The sequence below is a fragment of the Nonomuraea sp. NPDC005692 genome, assembly GCF_040631115.1.
Lineage (GTDB): Bacteria > Actinomycetota > Actinomycetes > Streptosporangiales > Streptosporangiaceae > Nonomuraea.
This window is the reverse complement of record NZ_JBEXYU010000048.1, coordinates 10,820-25,972: the sequence shown is the minus strand read 5'-3', so window position 1 is coordinate 25,972 and position 15,153 is coordinate 10,820. Positions and strand designations below refer to the sequence as shown.

The following is a 15,153-nucleotide window of genomic DNA, read 5'->3' as shown; positions in this document are numbered from 1 at the left end:
GCGGAGGCAGCCATGACGGACCCGTACCTCTATGGCGAGGATGAGGGCGACCTCCTCGCCGCACACCCGGAACACGGCACCGCCGTCGCGCCCGTGGGGCCGCCGCCGGGGCTGCGCGCGGCCGTGCTGTCGGGAGCCCGCCGCCGGCGCGCGCCCGCCGCCGGGGGCGTGGCGTCCGTGACCGTGCCGTACGCCGAGCAGGTGGCGCTCATGGACGACCTGCTCGCCGAGCTGAGCCCGCCCCAGTGGGACGCCCCGATCGCCCGGCACGGCACGGTCCGTGACCTGGTCGGGCACCTGGCCGCCAACGACGCCACCGTGGCGTCCTTCATGGGCCTGCCCGGCGCGGGCGCGGCCCGGGAGCACCGGCGCTGGCGGGAGCAGGCCGGGGCGTTGCTGGAACGGCTCTCCAGGGCCGGGGAGGTGCTGCTCGGGGTCGAGGTGGCGCTGGCGGGGGTGCGTCCGGCCCGCGCGCCGCTGCGCCAGGCCCTGGTCCAGCGCACGTTCGAGACCTGGACGCACGCCGACGACATCAGGGCCGCGACCGGCCGCCCGCCCGCGCCGCCGCGTGCCGGGCACGTGCGCCTGATCGCCGAGTTCGGCCTGGCGCTGCTGCCCCGGGCGCTGCGGGGACCGCGCCGCGACGTCTCGGTCACCGTCGTGCTGACCGGGCCCGGAGGCGGCACGTGGGCGGTCCCGCTCTCGCGCACCCCGGGCCGGGACGCCGGGCTGATCTCGGCCGGCGCGGTGGACTTCTGCCGCCTGGTGGCCGGCCGGTGGCCCCCGGACGCCTTCCCGCACGCGTCGGAGGGCGACCGCGACCTGGTCCGCGACCTGATCCGCGCCGCCGCCACCCTCGGCTGCGACTGACGAGCCCTTCTCAGGCCACCGGCGAGTTCCAGCTCAGCAGCACCGGTTCGGCGTGCTCGAAGCCGAGCCGGGAGTAGGTGCCGGTGTCGAGCCTCAGCAGCCGGCCGTCCGCCGGGTCGAGGCCGAGCCAGCGGGCGGCCAGCACGCGCAGGAAATGGCCGTGCGCCACCAGCACGACCCGCCCCTCGGCCCCGCGGGCCCGCTCGATCACCCGGTCGGCGCGCGCGGCCACCTCGGCGGCACTCTCGCCGGGATGCTCGGCGTCGCCGGGGATCACGCCGTCACGCCACAGGTACCAGCCGGGCCGGGTCTTCCTGATGTCCGGCGTGGTGATGCCCTCGTAGCCGCCGTAGTCCCACTCCCACAGGTCGGGGTCGACCTCGTAGTCCGTCAAACCGGCCAGCTCCGCCGTACGGCGGGCCCGCTGCGCGGGGGAGACCAGCGCCAGCCCGAACGCGGACTCCTTGACCAGCGGCGCCAGCGCCCTGGCCTGGTCCTCCCCGTCGGGCGTCAAGGGCAGGTCGGTACGGCCGGTGTGCCGGCCGGCCGTGCTCCATTCGGTGGCTCCGTGCCTCAGCAACAACATCTCATCCATGAGGTCCATCATCCGGCAGAGCCGCCAGCTCCTCGACGACAGGGGTGAAGGCGGCCAGGTCGCGCTCGTGGTGCAGCACGAAGTAGGAGACGCCGTGCGCGTCGCGCCAGTGGCGCAGCTGGTCCGCGATGTCGCGGCGGGTGCCGAGCAGCACCTGCGGCGTGTCGCCGAGCCCCGAGCTGTCGGCGGCGCTCCACGACTCCTCCGGCTTGCGCTCGCCCACCTGCATCACGCTGGTGCCGATCTCAAGCAGGTGGTGGCGGGGGCTCCGCCGCAGCAGCGCCAGCTTGGCGAGGAACGCCTCCGGCCCGGCGTCGCGCGGGTCGGGGCCGGTGCCGTCCGGTTTGACGCGGGTGCCGAGGTTGACGATGTCGGCGTGCTCGGCGGCCAGGGCCAGCATGCGGGGGCCGCCGCCGCCCAGCAGGATCGGCGGGTGCGGGCGCTGCACCGGCCGGGGCTCCTGTTCCAGCCCGGCCAGGCGGTAGTGCGCGCCCTCGTAGGTCAGCGGGCCGTCGCCCCACAGGCCCCTGATCACCTCCAGGGCCTCGCGCAGCCGGTCGATGCGCACGCCGGGCGGGTCCAGCCGCAGCCCGGCCCGTTCGTACTCGTCGGCCATCCAACCGGTGCCGAGGCCCAGCTCCAGGCGTCCGCCGGAGAGCAGGTCCAGGGTGGCGGCCTCCTTGGCCAGCACGGCAGGGTGCCGGAAGTCGTTGGCGAACACCAGCGTGCCGACGCGCAGCCGGGTGGTGGCGCAGGCCGCCGCCGTCAGCGCCGCGACGGGCGCGAAGCGCGGGCCGACCAGGTGGTCGGGCACCAGCAGCACGTCGAAGCCGGACGCCTCCAGCCGCCTGGCCCGCTCGGCCCACTCCTTGCCGGACCGCGCCTCGCGCAGCACCGCACCGAACCTGAACCGTCGCACGGCAGCCTCCTCGCCCGGGATCTTACCAAGCGCTTGCTTGGAGTGGCACACTGGTGGCCATGGAGATCCCGGTACGCCAGGCGACGGACGACGAGGTGGCGTTCTTCGGCGAGCACGGCTGGGTCCGCCTGGACCGGCTGGTCGCCCCGGACACGGTCGGCGAGCTGCGCGAACGGGCCCGCGAGCGCCTGCGGTCGCGCAGCCGGGCCGGGAACACGCCGGTCGACCGGGCCTTCGGGCAGTCCCGCGACGTCGCCGCCGAGGACGAGCTGTTCGGCGCGCTGAGCACCAGCCCGGCCATGGGCCGCAACGCCGTACGGCTGCTGGGCGGGGTGCGGGCCGTGCGCGTGCAGGTCACCAACCTGCTGGTCAAGGAGCCGGGCGAGCACGGCGCCACCGAGTTCCACCAGGACTTCCCGTGGATGCCCATGGACCGCTCGGCCATGCTGACCGTGTGGCTGGCGCTGGCCGACGTGCCCGCCGACATGGGGTCGCTGCGCTTCTACAGCGGCTCCCACCGCTGCGGCCTGCTCGGGCGCAGCTTCACCCGCGCCGGGGACGACCAGCTCAGCCAGCATCCCTGGATCGCGCAGCTGGAGCTGTCGCCGCCGCTCGACCTCGAAGCCGGGGACGCCACCGTGCACCACGCGCTCACCGTGCACGGCGCGCCCGCCAACAGGCGCGACGCCGCCCGCCTGTCGTTCACCGTCACCTACTTCGACGCCGACGCCCTCTACACCGGGCTGCCGTACCGGCAGACCGACGGGCTCGGCCTGGAGGTCAACCGGCCCTTCGAGCACGAGAGGTTCCCGTGCCTGAGACCGTGACGGGGCCGGTCGCCGACCTCGGGGCGACGCTGATGCACGAGCACGTGTTCGGGCTCAGCCCGGAGATCCTGTGGAACTGGCCGGACGTCCCCGAGGGCTGGGACCTGGAGCGGCGGGCGCGGGAGGCGGCGGCCAAGCTCGACGCGCTCAAGGCCGAGGGGATCGACACCATCGTCGATCTGACCGTCGTCGGGCTCGGCCGGTACGTCCCGGCCGTCCAGCGGGTGGCCGAGCTGACGTCCGTGAACATCGTGGCCGCCACCGGGCTCTACACCTACGACGCGCTGCCGCCGTACTTCGGGAACCGGGGGCCGGGGTCGCTGTTCGGCGGCCCGGACCGGCTGGCCGAGTTCTTCGTCCGTGACATCGCCGAGGGGATCGGGCGGACCGGGGTGAAGGCGGCCATGCTGAAGTGCGCCTCCGACCACCTCGGCATGACCAAGGGCTGCGAGCGGGTGTTCCGGGCCGTGGCCGAGGCCCACCTGGCCACCGGCGCGCCGATCACCACGCACTCCCACAGCGCCTCCAGGGGCGGGCTGGAGCAGCAGCGGCTGCTCGGCTCGCTCGGCGTGGACCTGGAACGGGTGGTGATCGGGCACGCGGGCGACTCGACGGACCTGGCGTACCTGGAGGAACTGGTGGCGGGCGGCTCCTACCTGGGCATGGACCGGTTCGGCATCGAGACGATCAGCTCGTTCGAGGACCGGGTGGCGGTGGTGGCGGCGATGTGCGAACGCGGCCACGCCGGAAAAATGGTGCTAGGTCACGATTCGTACTGTTTCAACGACCGGTTCGACCCCGACGTCGTACGGCGTCGCCACCCGAACTACCACCTCCTGCACATCTCCCGCGACGTCGTGCCCGAACTGCGCAGCCGCGGCGTCACCGGCGACCAGCTCCACCAGATGCTCGTCGACAACCCCAGGAGGATCCTGCGATGACCCCTGCGACGACCCCTGCGACGACCCCCGCGCTAGCCGAGGACTTCGACGTCGCCGCCGACTGGCACGTCGCCGCGCCGTACGACTTCCTGCGCCGCCTGCGCGCCGGACAGCCGGTGTTCCGCAGCGAGCACCTGGGCGCGTACGTGCTGACCCGCCACGCCGACGTGCGCGCCGCGTACGGCGACCCGGCCCGCTTCTCCTCTGAGGGGTCGCTGACGATCTCCCGCAGCCTCACCCCCCAGACCCGCGCCAAGCTGGGCGAGCACGGCTCGTTCCTGTCCAGCTTCGTGGCCAACGTGGACCCGCCCGACCACACCCGGCTGCGCCGCTCGGTCTCCCGCGCCTTCACGCCGCGGGCCGTCGCCGCCATGGAGGAGCGTTTCCGGCGGCTGAACGAGGACGTCCTCGACCGGATCGCCCCGAGGGGCCGGGCCGACTTCGTCGCCGAGATCGGGCACGAGCCGTCGGTCAAGCTGACCGCCCGCTTCATCGGCGTGCCCGAGGCCGACGAGGCGTTCGTCCAGGCGCACGTCAAGGACTGGTTCATGCTGTTCCTGTCGCCGCAGCCGCCCGCCCGCCAGCTGGAGCTGGCCGACAGCTTCCTGGCCTACCTCGACTACGTCGACCGCCTGGTGGCCGCCCGCGCCAAGGACCCGCGGGACGACTTCACGTCCCTGATGACCTCGCTGATCGGCGACGAGCTGAGCCATCGGGAGGTCGTCGAGCTGATCTCCACGATCCTGCTCGGCGGCAACGACACCGTCCCGAACCAGCTCGGCAACAGCGTCCTGCGGCTGCTGCGCGAGGACGCCTGGCCGGTGGCCCCTGCGTCGATCCCGGGGGCGGTCGAGGAGTGCATGCGGATCGACGGCGCCTCGCTGGGCTCCTTCCGCCACGCCGTCCAGGACGTCGTCCTGCACGGCGTGACGATCCCGGCGGGCTCGCTCGTCCTGCTGTCCACCGACTCCGCCGGGCACGACGAGACCGTCTTCCCCGACCCGGAACGGTTCCTGATCGACCGTCCCAACGCCGCCGACCACCTGGTCTTCGGGTACGGCATCCACTTCTGCGTCGGCGCGGCGCTCGGCCGCCTGCAACTGCGCACCGCGCTCGACGTCCTCGGGCGCCGCCTGCCCGGCCTGCGGCTCGCCCCGGACGCGTCCGTCGCCTACCGCAGGTCGCTGGTGGGCCGCGGGCTGAGCGCGCTGGAGGTGGAGTGGTGACCGCGGGTACCCCCGACGGGCGGTTCGGCGGGCGGGTGGCGCTGGTGACGGGGGCGGGGTCCGGCATCGGCGCGGCGTGCGCGGCCCGGCTGGCCGCCGAGGGCGCCCGGGTGGGCGTGCTCGACCTGCGCGCCGCCCCGGCCCGGGCCACCGCCGCCGCCGTACGCGCCCGGGGCGGCGCCGCCATGGCGCTGACCTGCGACGTGTCGGACGAGAAGCAGGTGGAGGAGTCGGTGGCCGCGCTGGTCGCCGCCTTCGGCCGGGTGGACGTCCTGCACTCCAACGCCGCCTGCCTCGACCGCGACGTCTACGGCCGCGACGGCGACCTGACCGCCATGGACGCCGCCGTCTGGGACCGCACGATGGAGGTCAACCTGCGTGGCGCGATGCTGCTGGTCAAGCACGTCGTGCCGGTGATGCGCGACGGCGGCGCGATCGTCCTGACGTCCTCGGTGTCGGGCCTGACCGGCGACGTGGACCACGCCGCGTACGGCACCTCGAAGGCGGCCCTGGTCGGCTTCACCCGCTACGTCGCCACCATGTACGGCGCCCGCGGCATCCGCTGCAACGCCGTCGCCCCCGCGCTGGTCATGGCCGCCGCCGCCGAGCGGGCCCTCACCCCGGAGCAGCTGGCCGACAAGGCCGCCGAACGCCTCCTGCCCTGGCCCTGCGCCCCCGACGACGTGGCGGACCTGGTCGGCTTCCTGGCCTCGGCCGAGTCCCGCTGCATCACCGGCCAGACCATCGCCCTCGACGGCGGCACCCTCGTCCACCGCCCGGAACACGCCATCCACCGCTCCCGCGCCTGACCGGAGGGGGCGGTGGACGGGAGCCCGGACGAGGGATCTAAGGTCTGGAGAAAAGCGGACTAAGGGGGACGGATGGAGCCGGTCGCGGTCGGGCTGATCGGGGCAGGGCCCTGGGCGGAGATGGCGCACGCGCCGATGCTGGCCAGAGGTCCCCACACCCGGCTCGCCGGCGTCTGGGCCCGCCGCCCCGAGCAGGCCGCCAGGCTCGGCGCCCCCGTGTACGAGCGGGTCGAGGAGCTGTTCGACGCCTGCGAGGCCGTGGCGTTCTGCGTGCCGCCCGGTGTGCAGGCCGAGCTGGCCGTCCGCGCCGCCCACGCGGGCAAGGCGCTGCTGCTGGAGAAGCCGCTCGCCGACTCCGTCGAGGGGGCCATGCGCGTGGCCGAGGCCGTGGCGGAGACGGGCGTGCCCTCGCAGATGATGCTCACCCTGCGCTACGCCACCCCGACCCGCACGTTCCTGGCCCGCTGCGCCGAGATCCAGCCGTTCGGCGGGCACGCCGCCAACATCTCCGGCGCCCTGCTCGGCGGCAACCCGTTCGCCACCCCGTGGCGGCTGGAGCGCGGCGCCCTGCTGGACGTCGGCCCGCACGTGATCGACCTGCTCGACGCCGCGCTCGGCCGGATCGTCGGCGTGCGCGCGCACGGCAACCCGCTCGGCTGGACCGGCCTGCTGCTGGAGCACGAGGGCGGCGCGGTCAGCGAGGCGTCCCTGTGCATGGCGGCCGTCGGCGACCTGCCGCCCTCGACCTTCGAGGTGTACGGCAGGACCGGCAACGCCGTCCTGCTGCCCGGCGACGAGGACCCCTTGGAGGTCGTGGCCGAGGAGTTCGCCCAGACCGTCCGGCGCGGCGGCGGCCACCCGCTGGACGCGGCGCACGGCCTGCGCCTCCAGGAGGTCATCGCCGCCGCGGAGGCGCAGCTCGCCGCCTGACCCACAGCTTCGACGCGGGGGCCCGCGCCCCCTTGACGTCGAGGACTTCTGGGGCATTGATAACGTTTGTCCGACGCGCAGTGCTGCAGCGAAGTCCGGTGCGAATCCGGCGCTGTCCCGCAACTGTCATAGCCAGGTCGCCTGCCTCTGCGCCGACGTCATCAACCCTCGTGGAAAAGGGTGATCCGTCGCTCAACGCGGGTCTCTCGGTTCCGACAGTGTGAAAGGACTACTCGTGAGGCCCGTACGCACGGCCTTCGCGGGCGCGCTGCTGGGAACGCTCGTCCTGGCCGGATGTGGCCAGACCGGCGCCAACGTCGCCCCCTCCAACACCCCCGCCGGCCCCCCCGCCACCACCGCGGCGAGCACCGGGGACTTCCCGGTCACCGTCGAGGCGGGCAACGGCAAGGTCACCCTCGCCAAGAAGCCCGAGCGCATCGTCTCGCTCTCGGCAACCCACACCGAGACGCTGTTCGCGGTCGGCGCCGGCCCGCAGGTCGTCGCGGTGGACGACCAGTCGAACTACCCGCCGGAGGCGCCCAAGAGCGACCTGTCCGGCTTCAAGCCGAACGTCGAGGCGATCATCGCCAAGAAGCCCGACCTGGTCATCCTCTCCAACGACCAGGACAAGATCGTCGCCGAGCTGGCCAAGGTGAACGTCCCCGTCCTGCTCGAACCGGCCGCGACCGGGCTGGAGGAGGCGTACGAGGAGATCAGCGAGATCGGCGCGGCCACCGGCAACAAGGCCAAGGCCGACGAGGTCGTCTCCGGCATGAAGGCGGCCATGGCCAAGCTGGCCGCCGACGCCCCCAAGGACAAGAAGCTCACCTACTACCACGAGCTCGACCAGACGCCGTACGCCGCCACGTCCAAGACGTTCATCGGCCAGGTCTACGCCATGTTCGGGCTGACCAACATCGCCGACCAGGCCCCGGACGCGGCGGGCGGCTATCCCAAGCTGTCGGCCGAGTTCGTCGCCCAGGCCGACCCCGCGCTGATCTTCCTGGCCGACGTCAAGTGCTGCCAGCAGAGCAAGGAGACGCTGGTCAAGCGGCCCGGCTGGAAGAACCTCTCGGCCGTCAAGAACGACCAGGTGGTCCAGCTCGACGACGACCTCGCCTCCCGCTGGGGCCCGCGCGTCGTGGACCTGGCCCAGGCGATCGGCGCGGCCGTGGCCAAGGCCGGCGGCGCGGGCTGAGCGTGACAGGCAAGGCGCAGCCGTCGAGGGCGCGTCCCGTCTGGGTGGCGGGCGCCCTCGCCGTGCTGGCCCTCACGATGGTCGCCGGGCTGCTCGGCGGCGCGGCGGACATCTCGCCGTGGCAGGTGGTCCTCCAGGTGGCGGACTGGTTGCCGTTCGTCTCGGCCGACTCGGGCCTCGCGCCGGTCGAGCAGGGCCTGCTGTACGAGCTGCGCCTGCCCAGGGTGCTCGTCGCCGCGGTCGTGGGCGGCCTGCTGGCCATGGCCGGCGCCGGGTACCAGGGCGTGTTCCGCAACCCGCTGGCCGACCCGTACCTGCTGGGGGCCGCCTCCGGCGCCGGGCTGGCCACGACGCTGGCCATCGTGCTGCTGCCCGGCGCGAGCGCCAGCATCCCCGTCGCCGCCTTCGCCGGGGCGGTGGGCGGGGTGTTCCTGGCGTACACGCTGGGCAACGCGGCCGGCCGCTCCGGCGGCACCGGCGGCGGCACCGCGACCCTGGTGCTGGCCGGGGTGGCGGTCACGTCGTTCCTGACCGCGATCCAGACGTTCGTCCAGCAGCTCAAGGTCGAGGAGCTGGAGCGCATCTACTCCTGGATCCTCGGCGACGTCGGCGGCGGATGGGACCAGCTCCTGCTGGTGCTGCCGTACGCCGCGGTCTCCTCCGTCCTGCTCCTGCTGCACGGCCGGATGCTGGACGTGCTCAGCGTCGGCGACGAGGAGGCCGGCAGCCTCGGCGTACGGGCCGGCCGGGTACGCCTGACCGTCCTCGTGGCCGCCTCCCTGGCCACCGCGTCGGCCGTCGCGGTCAGCGGGCTCATCGGGTTCGTCGGCGTGGTCGTGCCGCACGTCGTCCGGCGGCTGGCGGGCGGCTCGTACCGGATCGTGCTGCCGCTGTCGCTGATCGGCGGCGCGGCCTTCCTGGTGGCGGCCGACCTCATCGCCCGTACCGTGATCGCACCGGCCGAGCTGCCCATCGGGGTCGTCACGATGTTCGTCGGGGCGCCGTTCTTCGTCGGCGTCCTGCGCATGACCAGGCGGGTGGCCACGTGATCGGCGTACGGGGCCTGTCGGTGCGCCTGGGCGAGCGCGACGTGCTGACCGGCGTCGACGCGCACGTGCGGCGCGGCGAGTGGCTGGCGATCATCGGGCCCAACGGCGCGGGCAAGTCCACGCTGCTCAAGACCGTCATGGGCGCGATCGTCCCGCAGCGGGGCGAGGTCGTCCTCGACGAGCGCCCGCTCGCCGCGCTCAAGCCCCGCGAGCGCGCCAGGCTGCTGGCCTACGCCCCGCAGACGCCCGCCCTGCCGCCCGACATGACGGTCTTCGACTACGCCCTGCTGGGGCGCACGCCGTACATCCCCTACCTGGGACGGGAGAGCCGGCACGACCGCGAGGTGACCGCGTCCGTGCTGGACCGGCTGGACCTGACCTCCTTCGCCGGACGCCGCGTCGGCGAGCTGTCCGGCGGCGAGCGCCAGCGCGTCGTGCTGGCCAGGGCGCTGGCCCAGCAGGCCCCCGTGCTGCTGCTCGACGAGCCCACCACCGCGCTCGACCTCGGCCACCAGCAGCAGGTGCTGGAACTGGTCGACCGCCTGCGGCGCGCCGACGGCCTGACCGTCGTCACCACGCTGCACGACCTGACCGTCGCCGGCCTGTACGCCGACTCCCTGATGCTGCTGGCCGACGGCCACGCCGCCGCCACGGGCCGCCCCGAACAGGTGCTCACCGAGGCGCTGATCGGACGGCACTTCGACGCCCGTGTCAAGATCGAGCCGGGCCCCGACGGGCGGCCCGTGGTGCACCTGGTGCGAGGTGGGACGTGCAGCTGACCTATCGCGTGGAGGAGGGGACCCGGCTGGGGTCCCTGCTGTGGGAGTTCGGCCCCGGCTTCCGCATGATCTCCTCGGCCATGCTCGGCGGTGGCATCGGCCCCCGCGAATGGGTGCTGAACGCCCAGGTCGTGGCCGGTTACGCGCGGATGGACCCGGTGGACCACCTGGTCGAGCTGGGCCCGCCCGGCCCCGGCGTCGGCATGCTGACCGCCGCCTCCGTCGACCGGTACGTGCGGGCCGCCGACGGGGGAGCGGAGGCCGTGGCCACCGTCGGGCTGCGCGTCCCCACCTGGGCCGCCGCCCCTGATGGCGCCGCCGACCCCGAGCTCGCCCCCATGCGGGCGGGCACCGTCAACATCGTGACCGTCCTGCCCGTCGCCATGACGGACGCCGCCCTGGTGAACCTGGTCATGACGGTCACCGAGGCCAAGAGCCAGGCGCTGATCGAGGCCGGCTACCCCTGCACGGGCACCGCCTCGGACGCCGTCTGCGTGGTCGTCCCGCAGGACGGCCCCGAACAGCTCTTCGGCGGCCCCCGCTCGGAGTGGGGCGCCCGCGCGGCCCGCGCCGTCCACACCGCCGTCCGCCGCGGCGCCGAAGCGTGGCGGCCCGCTGACTACAAGTGACTATCTTCGGGAAGTACGATGTCGACGAGGGCGTGACTCCCGATACTGAGTGGGTGACCGCATTGGCGATCGAACCGACAACGAGGCGCACCGTTCTTCCCGGCGCGCCGCCGTTCACAGTCGACGACCTGCTCAGGTTCCCCGACGACGGGAACCGTTACGAGCTCTTCAATGGGAGCCTAGTAGTGAGCCCTGCCCCCACCCCCCTGCACCAGCGAGTGATCTCTCGGCTACTGGTGATCCTCGACGACGCGGCCCCCCTCGGGCTGGAGGCGTTGACGACTGTCAACGTGCGTCCCGGCGAGAAGGACTTCTACATCCCCGACCTCGCCGTCGTGCCGGAGAAGGCGTGCGAGTCGGTGTCGCTCATGTTCGCCCCCAGCGACCTGCTGCTGGCAGTGGAGGTGGTCAGCCCCGGCACCCGGGCCTTCGACAGGACCACCAAGGCGGCGGCCTACGCGGCAGCCGGAATCCCCGTCTACTGGCGCGTTGAGCCTGATGAGGGGCCGACGCTTTACGTCTACGAGCTCGACGAAGACTCCTACAAGGGCCCGGTCGCGTATGAGGCGGGCACCACGGTCAGTCTCTCGGCGCCCTATCCGGTGAGCTTCGACCCGGCCGTCCTGGTCGCCCCGCGAGGGTCGAAGCCGTAGTCGGTCGCGGCACCTTCGGCGGTGATGTGGCCGGACTCCAGGTCGGCCAGGATCGCCGCCGGGTCCCTTTCCGACGGGGGGCCGAGGCCGCCGCCGCCCGTGGTCTCCACGATGAACGCCTCGCCCGCCGCGAACCGCACGTTGTTGACCTTCGAGGCCAGGCGTTCCACCCGCCCGTCCAGGTGGCGCCTGTGGAAGCCGCCCACCCTGCCCGGCAGGCCGCCGTCCCGGCCCGGGGGCGGGAGGCGGAGGCGGTCGCCGCGGGTGGTGACGTGGCAGTCGGCCAGGAAGCGGTAGACGGTACGCGAGCCGAGCCCGCCCCGGAAGCGGCCGGGCCCACCGGAGTCGGCGATCGTCTCGACCGACTCCACGATCAGCGGGCAGCGGCTCTCCACCGGCTCGGCCTGCGGCACCGAGTTGCGGCCGATGCCGAAGTGCACGCCCGTCGCGTCCGGCCCGTCCAGCCCCTGCCGGGCGCCCACCCCGCCGAAGTCGTAGGACAGGTGGATCCAGTACGGCGCCCCCACCGCGGCGATCGAGAACGGCTGGAGGATCCCGCTGGCCGCGATCGCACGGTCCGGCATCGCGTCCGACATCGCCTGGAACACCGCTTCCATGGCAGCGTAGATGGGGACGTACCGGCCGCCGCACGGATAGGGGGAACGGGCGTTCAGCAGGGAGCCCTCCGGCAGGACGACGTCGATCGCGCGCAGGCAGCCGTCGTTCATCGGGATCGTCGGGTCCAGGAAGCAGCGCACCGCGAAGACGGCCGCCGCCAGCGACTGCGACGCCGAGGCGTTGATCGCGGCGGGCACCTGCGGCCCGGTGCCGGTGAAGTCGAGGACGGCCGCGTCCCCGCCGAGCGTGACGGCGACCCGTACGTGGTGCGCCACCCCCGGCCGCACCCCGTCGTCGTCGATCGGGTACGACGCCTCGAACCGCCCCCGGGGCAGCTCCGCCAGCGCCGCGCGGGTCCTGGTCTCGGTGTGGTCCAGGTAGTCCTCGACGCCCGCGGCCAGGCCAGCCACGCCGTACTCGGCCATCAGGGCCTCCACGCGGGCGGCGGCCACCGCCGTCCCGGCCACCAGCGCCCGTACGTCGCCCATGACCTTGTCGGGCGTGCGGCTGTTGGCCCGCAGGACGGCCTCCACGGCCGGTTCGAGGCCGTCCCGGGTGGCCAGGCGGACCGGCGGGAGCTGGAGCCCTTCGAGGAAGATGTCGGTGGCCAGCGGCGCCATCCCGCCGGCCGACAGCCCGCCCAGGTCGGAGACGTGGATCATGGTGGCGGTGAAGTACGCCGGGACCCCGCCGGCGAACACCGGCCGGTAGACCAGCAGGTCGTTGGTGTGCACGCCGCCCCGGTAGGCGTCGTTGAGCGCATATGCCTCGCCGGGCCGCATGGTGTGCGGCGGGACGTCCTTCAGCAGTTCGGGCAGCGCGGCCTTCAGGGCCATGCTGTTCATCAGCGTGGTCGCCATGGACTGCGCGACCAGGCGGCCCCCGGCGTCCAGGATCGCCGCCGAGGCGTCGGAGCCCTCCACGATGAACGTCGAGTACGCCGACCGCACCACCACGATGCTGGCCTCCTCGGCGGCCACGACCAGCGCGTTCCTCAGCACCTCGGCGGTCAGCGCGTCGTTCACCGCGCACCCTCCAGGGTCAGGCGCACGGCGCCGGACGGGCCGGCCGCGGCCCGCCAGCCGGGCGGGACGACGATCGTGGACTCGGCGTCCTCGACGATCGCCGGGCCGCGCACCCGGTCGAGCGTCCGCCGGGTGTGCACGGGGACGTCGAGCCACCCCCCGGCCTCGGGGAAGTACGCCCTCCTGCGGCCCTCCGCACCGCCGCCCGGCGAGTCAGGCCCGGCGGGCGCGGCGGCGGGGGCGGGCGCGGCGGCGTCGGTGACGCGGACGCGGTAGCTGACCAGCTCGATCTCTCCTTGCTGGACAATCCCATACACCTGGGCATATTTCGCGAAGAATCGTGACGCCAGCTCCTCCCGCGACTCCGCCCAGTCCACGGTCAGGTCGTGCGACTGCCCCTTGAAGCGCACGTCCACCGACCGGGCCACCCGCACCCGGGCGACGCCCAGATCGGCGGCGGCCTCGGCGGCCAGCGCGGCGAAGACCTCCTCCGGGTCGGCCGCGTCCAGCCGCGACAACACCCGGTCCGTCGAGAGCGCCCCCGCCAGCAGCCCGGCCGCCGAGGCCACCCCGCAGTACGCGGGCACCACCACCGTCGCGATCCCGAACCGCCGCGCCACCCCGGCCGCGTGCATCGGCCCCGCGCCGCCGAACGCCACCAGCGCGAACCCCCGCGGGTCGATCCCGCGCTGGACCGTCACCACGTGCACGGCCGCGGCCATCGAGGCGTTGACGATCTCGTGGACGGCGTGCGCCGCCTCCTCCCGCGACACCCCGAGCGGCCCGGCCAGCCGGTCCACGGCCTTGGCCGCGAGCGGCGCCGACAGCGGCATCGAGGCCGAGGAGAGGTAGCCGAGCACGAGGTCGGCGTCGGTGACCGTCGGCTCGCCGCCGCCGAGCCCGTAGCAGGCGGGACCGGGGGAGGAGCCCGCCGACCGGGGCCCGACGCGCAGCGCGCCCGCCGGGTCCAGCCACGCGACGCTGCCCCCGCCCGCGCCGACCTCGGCCAGGTCGATGGCCGGCGTCTTGATCGGCACGCCGGTGCCCGCGCGCCGCCCGCCGAAGCTGCCCTTGCCGCCCACGTGGAACTCGTGGGTGATCTCCGGGCGTCCCCCGCGCACCACGCACGCCTTGGCCGTCGTGCCGCCCATGTCGAACGAGATCACGTCCGGCAGCCCGGTCCCCGCCGCCGCCAGCACCCCGGCGGCCGGGCCCGACTCGATGGTGGACACCGCGCGCCGGGCCGCCAGCTCGGCCGAGACGACCCCGCCGCCGGACTCCATGACGTGCACGGGCGCGTCGATCCCGATCGCGGCCAGACGCTCGCGCAGGCGCGACAGGTAGGAGGTCATCAGCGGGCCGATGTAGGCGGACATGATGGTGGTGGTGGCGCGCTCGTACTCGCGGATCTCGGGCCAGATCTCGCAGGAGGCCACCACGTGCGGCACGTGCTCGCGCAGGATCGCCGCGGCCCGCCGTTCGTGGGCGGGCTCGGCGTAGGAGTGCAGCAGGCAGACGGCCGCCGAGGTGATGCCGCGCCGGGCGATCTCCGCCGCGGCCCGCCGTACCGAGCCGGGGTCCAGCGGGGTGAGCACGGCGCCGCGGGCCGAGACGCGCTCGTCCACCTCGAAGCAGTCGCCGGGCGCGACCGGGGGAGGGGGCGGCGTGAAGCGCAGGTCGTACCGGTCCTCCTCCACGCGGGCGTAGCGGCCGAGCGGGACGGCGGCGCGGAAGCCGCGGGTGGTCACGAACGCCACCCGCGCGCCGGTGCGTTCGAGCACCGCGTTGGTCGCCAGCGTGGTGGCGTGCACGACCCGGGTGACCCGGGCGGGGTCCACGGATCCGAGCGCGCGAGTAACGCCGGTGAGTATGCCCGCGATGGGGTCGTCGTGGGTGCTCAGACACTTGGCCACGGCGGTGACCCCGCCGGGGCCGCTCAGGACCACGTCGGTGAAGGTGCCGCCGACGTCGACGCCGATCGCGAACGCCATCCCGGTACGGTAACTCCCCGAGCAAGCGCTTGTCTATGTATCGATCTATTGACTTACGACATCTGATTGGGAACCTGGACCTATTCAGTGTTTG

At 73.9% G+C, this 15,153-nt stretch carries 15 protein-coding genes and 1 riboswitch; of the genes, 11 read left to right on the top strand and 4 right to left on the bottom strand.

All coding sequences use genetic code 11. The annotated features are described in order from the left end of the window. The first annotated feature begins 12 nt into the window (after positions 1 to 12). Positions 13 to 870 carry a maleylpyruvate isomerase family mycothiol-dependent enzyme gene (locus ABZ459_RS48745; protein ID WP_357986999.1) on the top strand — a complete coding sequence of 286 codons (858 nt, stop codon included), beginning with the start codon at positions 13 to 15 and terminating at the stop codon, positions 868 to 870. 10 nt (positions 871 to 880) lie between these two features. Here the strand turns inward: ABZ459_RS48745 and ABZ459_RS48740 are convergent, their stop codons facing one another. Continuing rightward, on the bottom strand, positions 881 to 1,465 hold the full coding sequence (locus ABZ459_RS48740) for a histidine phosphatase family protein (protein ID WP_357986996.1): 585 nt from the start codon (positions 1,463 to 1,465) through the stop codon (positions 881 to 883). Next, a complete protein-coding gene (locus ABZ459_RS48735) occupies positions 1,458 to 2,384 on the bottom strand; it encodes a TIGR03621 family F420-dependent LLM class oxidoreductase (RefSeq protein WP_357986993.1) in 927 nt (308 codons plus the stop codon). The genes ABZ459_RS48740 and ABZ459_RS48735 overlap by 8 nt, the downstream gene beginning before the upstream one ends. 59 nt (positions 2,385 to 2,443) lie before the next feature. On the opposite strand from ABZ459_RS48735, the gene ABZ459_RS48730 reads away from it, so the two are divergent. From ABZ459_RS48730 to ABZ459_RS48685, 10 genes are all read left to right on the top strand, one after another. Continuing rightward, positions 2,444 to 3,211 carry a phytanoyl-CoA dioxygenase family protein gene (locus ABZ459_RS48730; RefSeq protein WP_357986990.1) on the top strand — a complete coding sequence of 256 codons (768 nt, stop codon included), beginning with the start codon at positions 2,444 to 2,446 and terminating at the stop codon, positions 3,209 to 3,211. Beyond that, positions 3,196 to 4,152: a phosphotriesterase-related protein gene (locus ABZ459_RS48725; RefSeq protein ID WP_357986987.1), complete on the top strand. Its 957-nt coding sequence runs from the start codon at positions 3,196 to 3,198 to the stop codon at positions 4,150 to 4,152. Before ABZ459_RS48730 ends, ABZ459_RS48725 begins: the two co-directional genes overlap by 16 nt. Next, positions 4,149 to 5,378 carry a cytochrome P450 gene (locus ABZ459_RS48720; protein WP_357986984.1) on the top strand — a complete coding sequence of 410 codons (1,230 nt, stop codon included), beginning with the start codon at positions 4,149 to 4,151 and terminating at the stop codon, positions 5,376 to 5,378. The genes ABZ459_RS48725 and ABZ459_RS48720 overlap by 4 nt, the downstream gene beginning before the upstream one ends. Continuing rightward, on the top strand, positions 5,375 to 6,187 hold the full coding sequence (locus ABZ459_RS48715) for an SDR family oxidoreductase (RefSeq protein ID WP_357986981.1): 813 nt from the start codon (positions 5,375 to 5,377) through the stop codon (positions 6,185 to 6,187). Before ABZ459_RS48720 ends, ABZ459_RS48715 begins: the two co-directional genes overlap by 4 nt. Positions 6,188 to 6,259: 72 nt before the next feature. Next, positions 6,260 to 7,117: a Gfo/Idh/MocA family oxidoreductase gene (locus ABZ459_RS48710; protein WP_357986978.1), complete on the top strand. Its 858-nt coding sequence runs from the start codon at positions 6,260 to 6,262 to the stop codon at positions 7,115 to 7,117. 56 nt (positions 7,118 to 7,173) lie between these two features. Next, positions 7,174 to 7,281: riboswitch (cobalamin riboswitch) on the top strand. A 71-nt stretch (positions 7,282 to 7,352) separates the two neighbouring features. Beyond that, positions 7,353 to 8,315 carry an ABC transporter substrate-binding protein gene (locus ABZ459_RS48705; RefSeq protein ID WP_357986975.1) on the top strand — a complete coding sequence of 321 codons (963 nt, stop codon included), beginning with the start codon at positions 7,353 to 7,355 and terminating at the stop codon, positions 8,313 to 8,315. A gap of 2 nt (positions 8,316 to 8,317) precedes the next feature. Next, positions 8,318 to 9,364, top strand: coding sequence for an iron ABC transporter permease (locus ABZ459_RS48700; RefSeq protein WP_357986972.1), 1,047 nt, complete (start codon positions 8,318 to 8,320; stop codon positions 9,362 to 9,364). Further along, entirely contained in the window at positions 9,361 to 10,143 is a 783-nt protein-coding gene (locus ABZ459_RS48695) for an ABC transporter ATP-binding protein (protein ID WP_357986969.1), read from the top strand. Before ABZ459_RS48700 ends, ABZ459_RS48695 begins: the two co-directional genes overlap by 4 nt. Further along, on the top strand, positions 10,134 to 10,772 hold the full coding sequence (locus ABZ459_RS48690; RefSeq protein ID WP_357986966.1) for an adenosylcobinamide amidohydrolase: 639 nt from the start codon (positions 10,134 to 10,136) through the stop codon (positions 10,770 to 10,772). Before ABZ459_RS48695 ends, ABZ459_RS48690 begins: the two co-directional genes overlap by 10 nt. After that, positions 10,769 to 11,425 carry a Uma2 family endonuclease gene (locus ABZ459_RS48685; protein WP_357986963.1) on the top strand — a complete coding sequence of 219 codons (657 nt, stop codon included), beginning with the start codon at positions 10,769 to 10,771 and terminating at the stop codon, positions 11,423 to 11,425. Before ABZ459_RS48690 ends, ABZ459_RS48685 begins: the two co-directional genes overlap by 4 nt. Here ABZ459_RS48685 and ABZ459_RS48680 read toward each other — a convergent pair. Both ABZ459_RS48680 and ABZ459_RS48675 read right to left on the bottom strand, forming a co-directional pair. Continuing rightward, the gene (locus ABZ459_RS48680; RefSeq protein ID WP_357986960.1) at positions 11,368 to 13,068 is read right to left on the bottom strand and encodes a hydantoinase B/oxoprolinase family protein; all 1,701 of its coding nucleotides are present in this window, start codon (positions 13,066 to 13,068) and stop codon (positions 11,368 to 11,370) included. The two genes, ABZ459_RS48685 and ABZ459_RS48680, sit on opposite strands and share 58 nt — an antisense overlap. Further along, on the bottom strand, positions 13,065 to 15,059 hold the full coding sequence (locus ABZ459_RS48675; protein ID WP_357986957.1) for a hydantoinase/oxoprolinase family protein: 1,995 nt from the start codon (positions 15,057 to 15,059) through the stop codon (positions 13,065 to 13,067). The genes ABZ459_RS48680 and ABZ459_RS48675 overlap by 4 nt, the downstream gene beginning before the upstream one ends. Positions 15,060 to 15,153 lie beyond the last annotated feature (94 nt).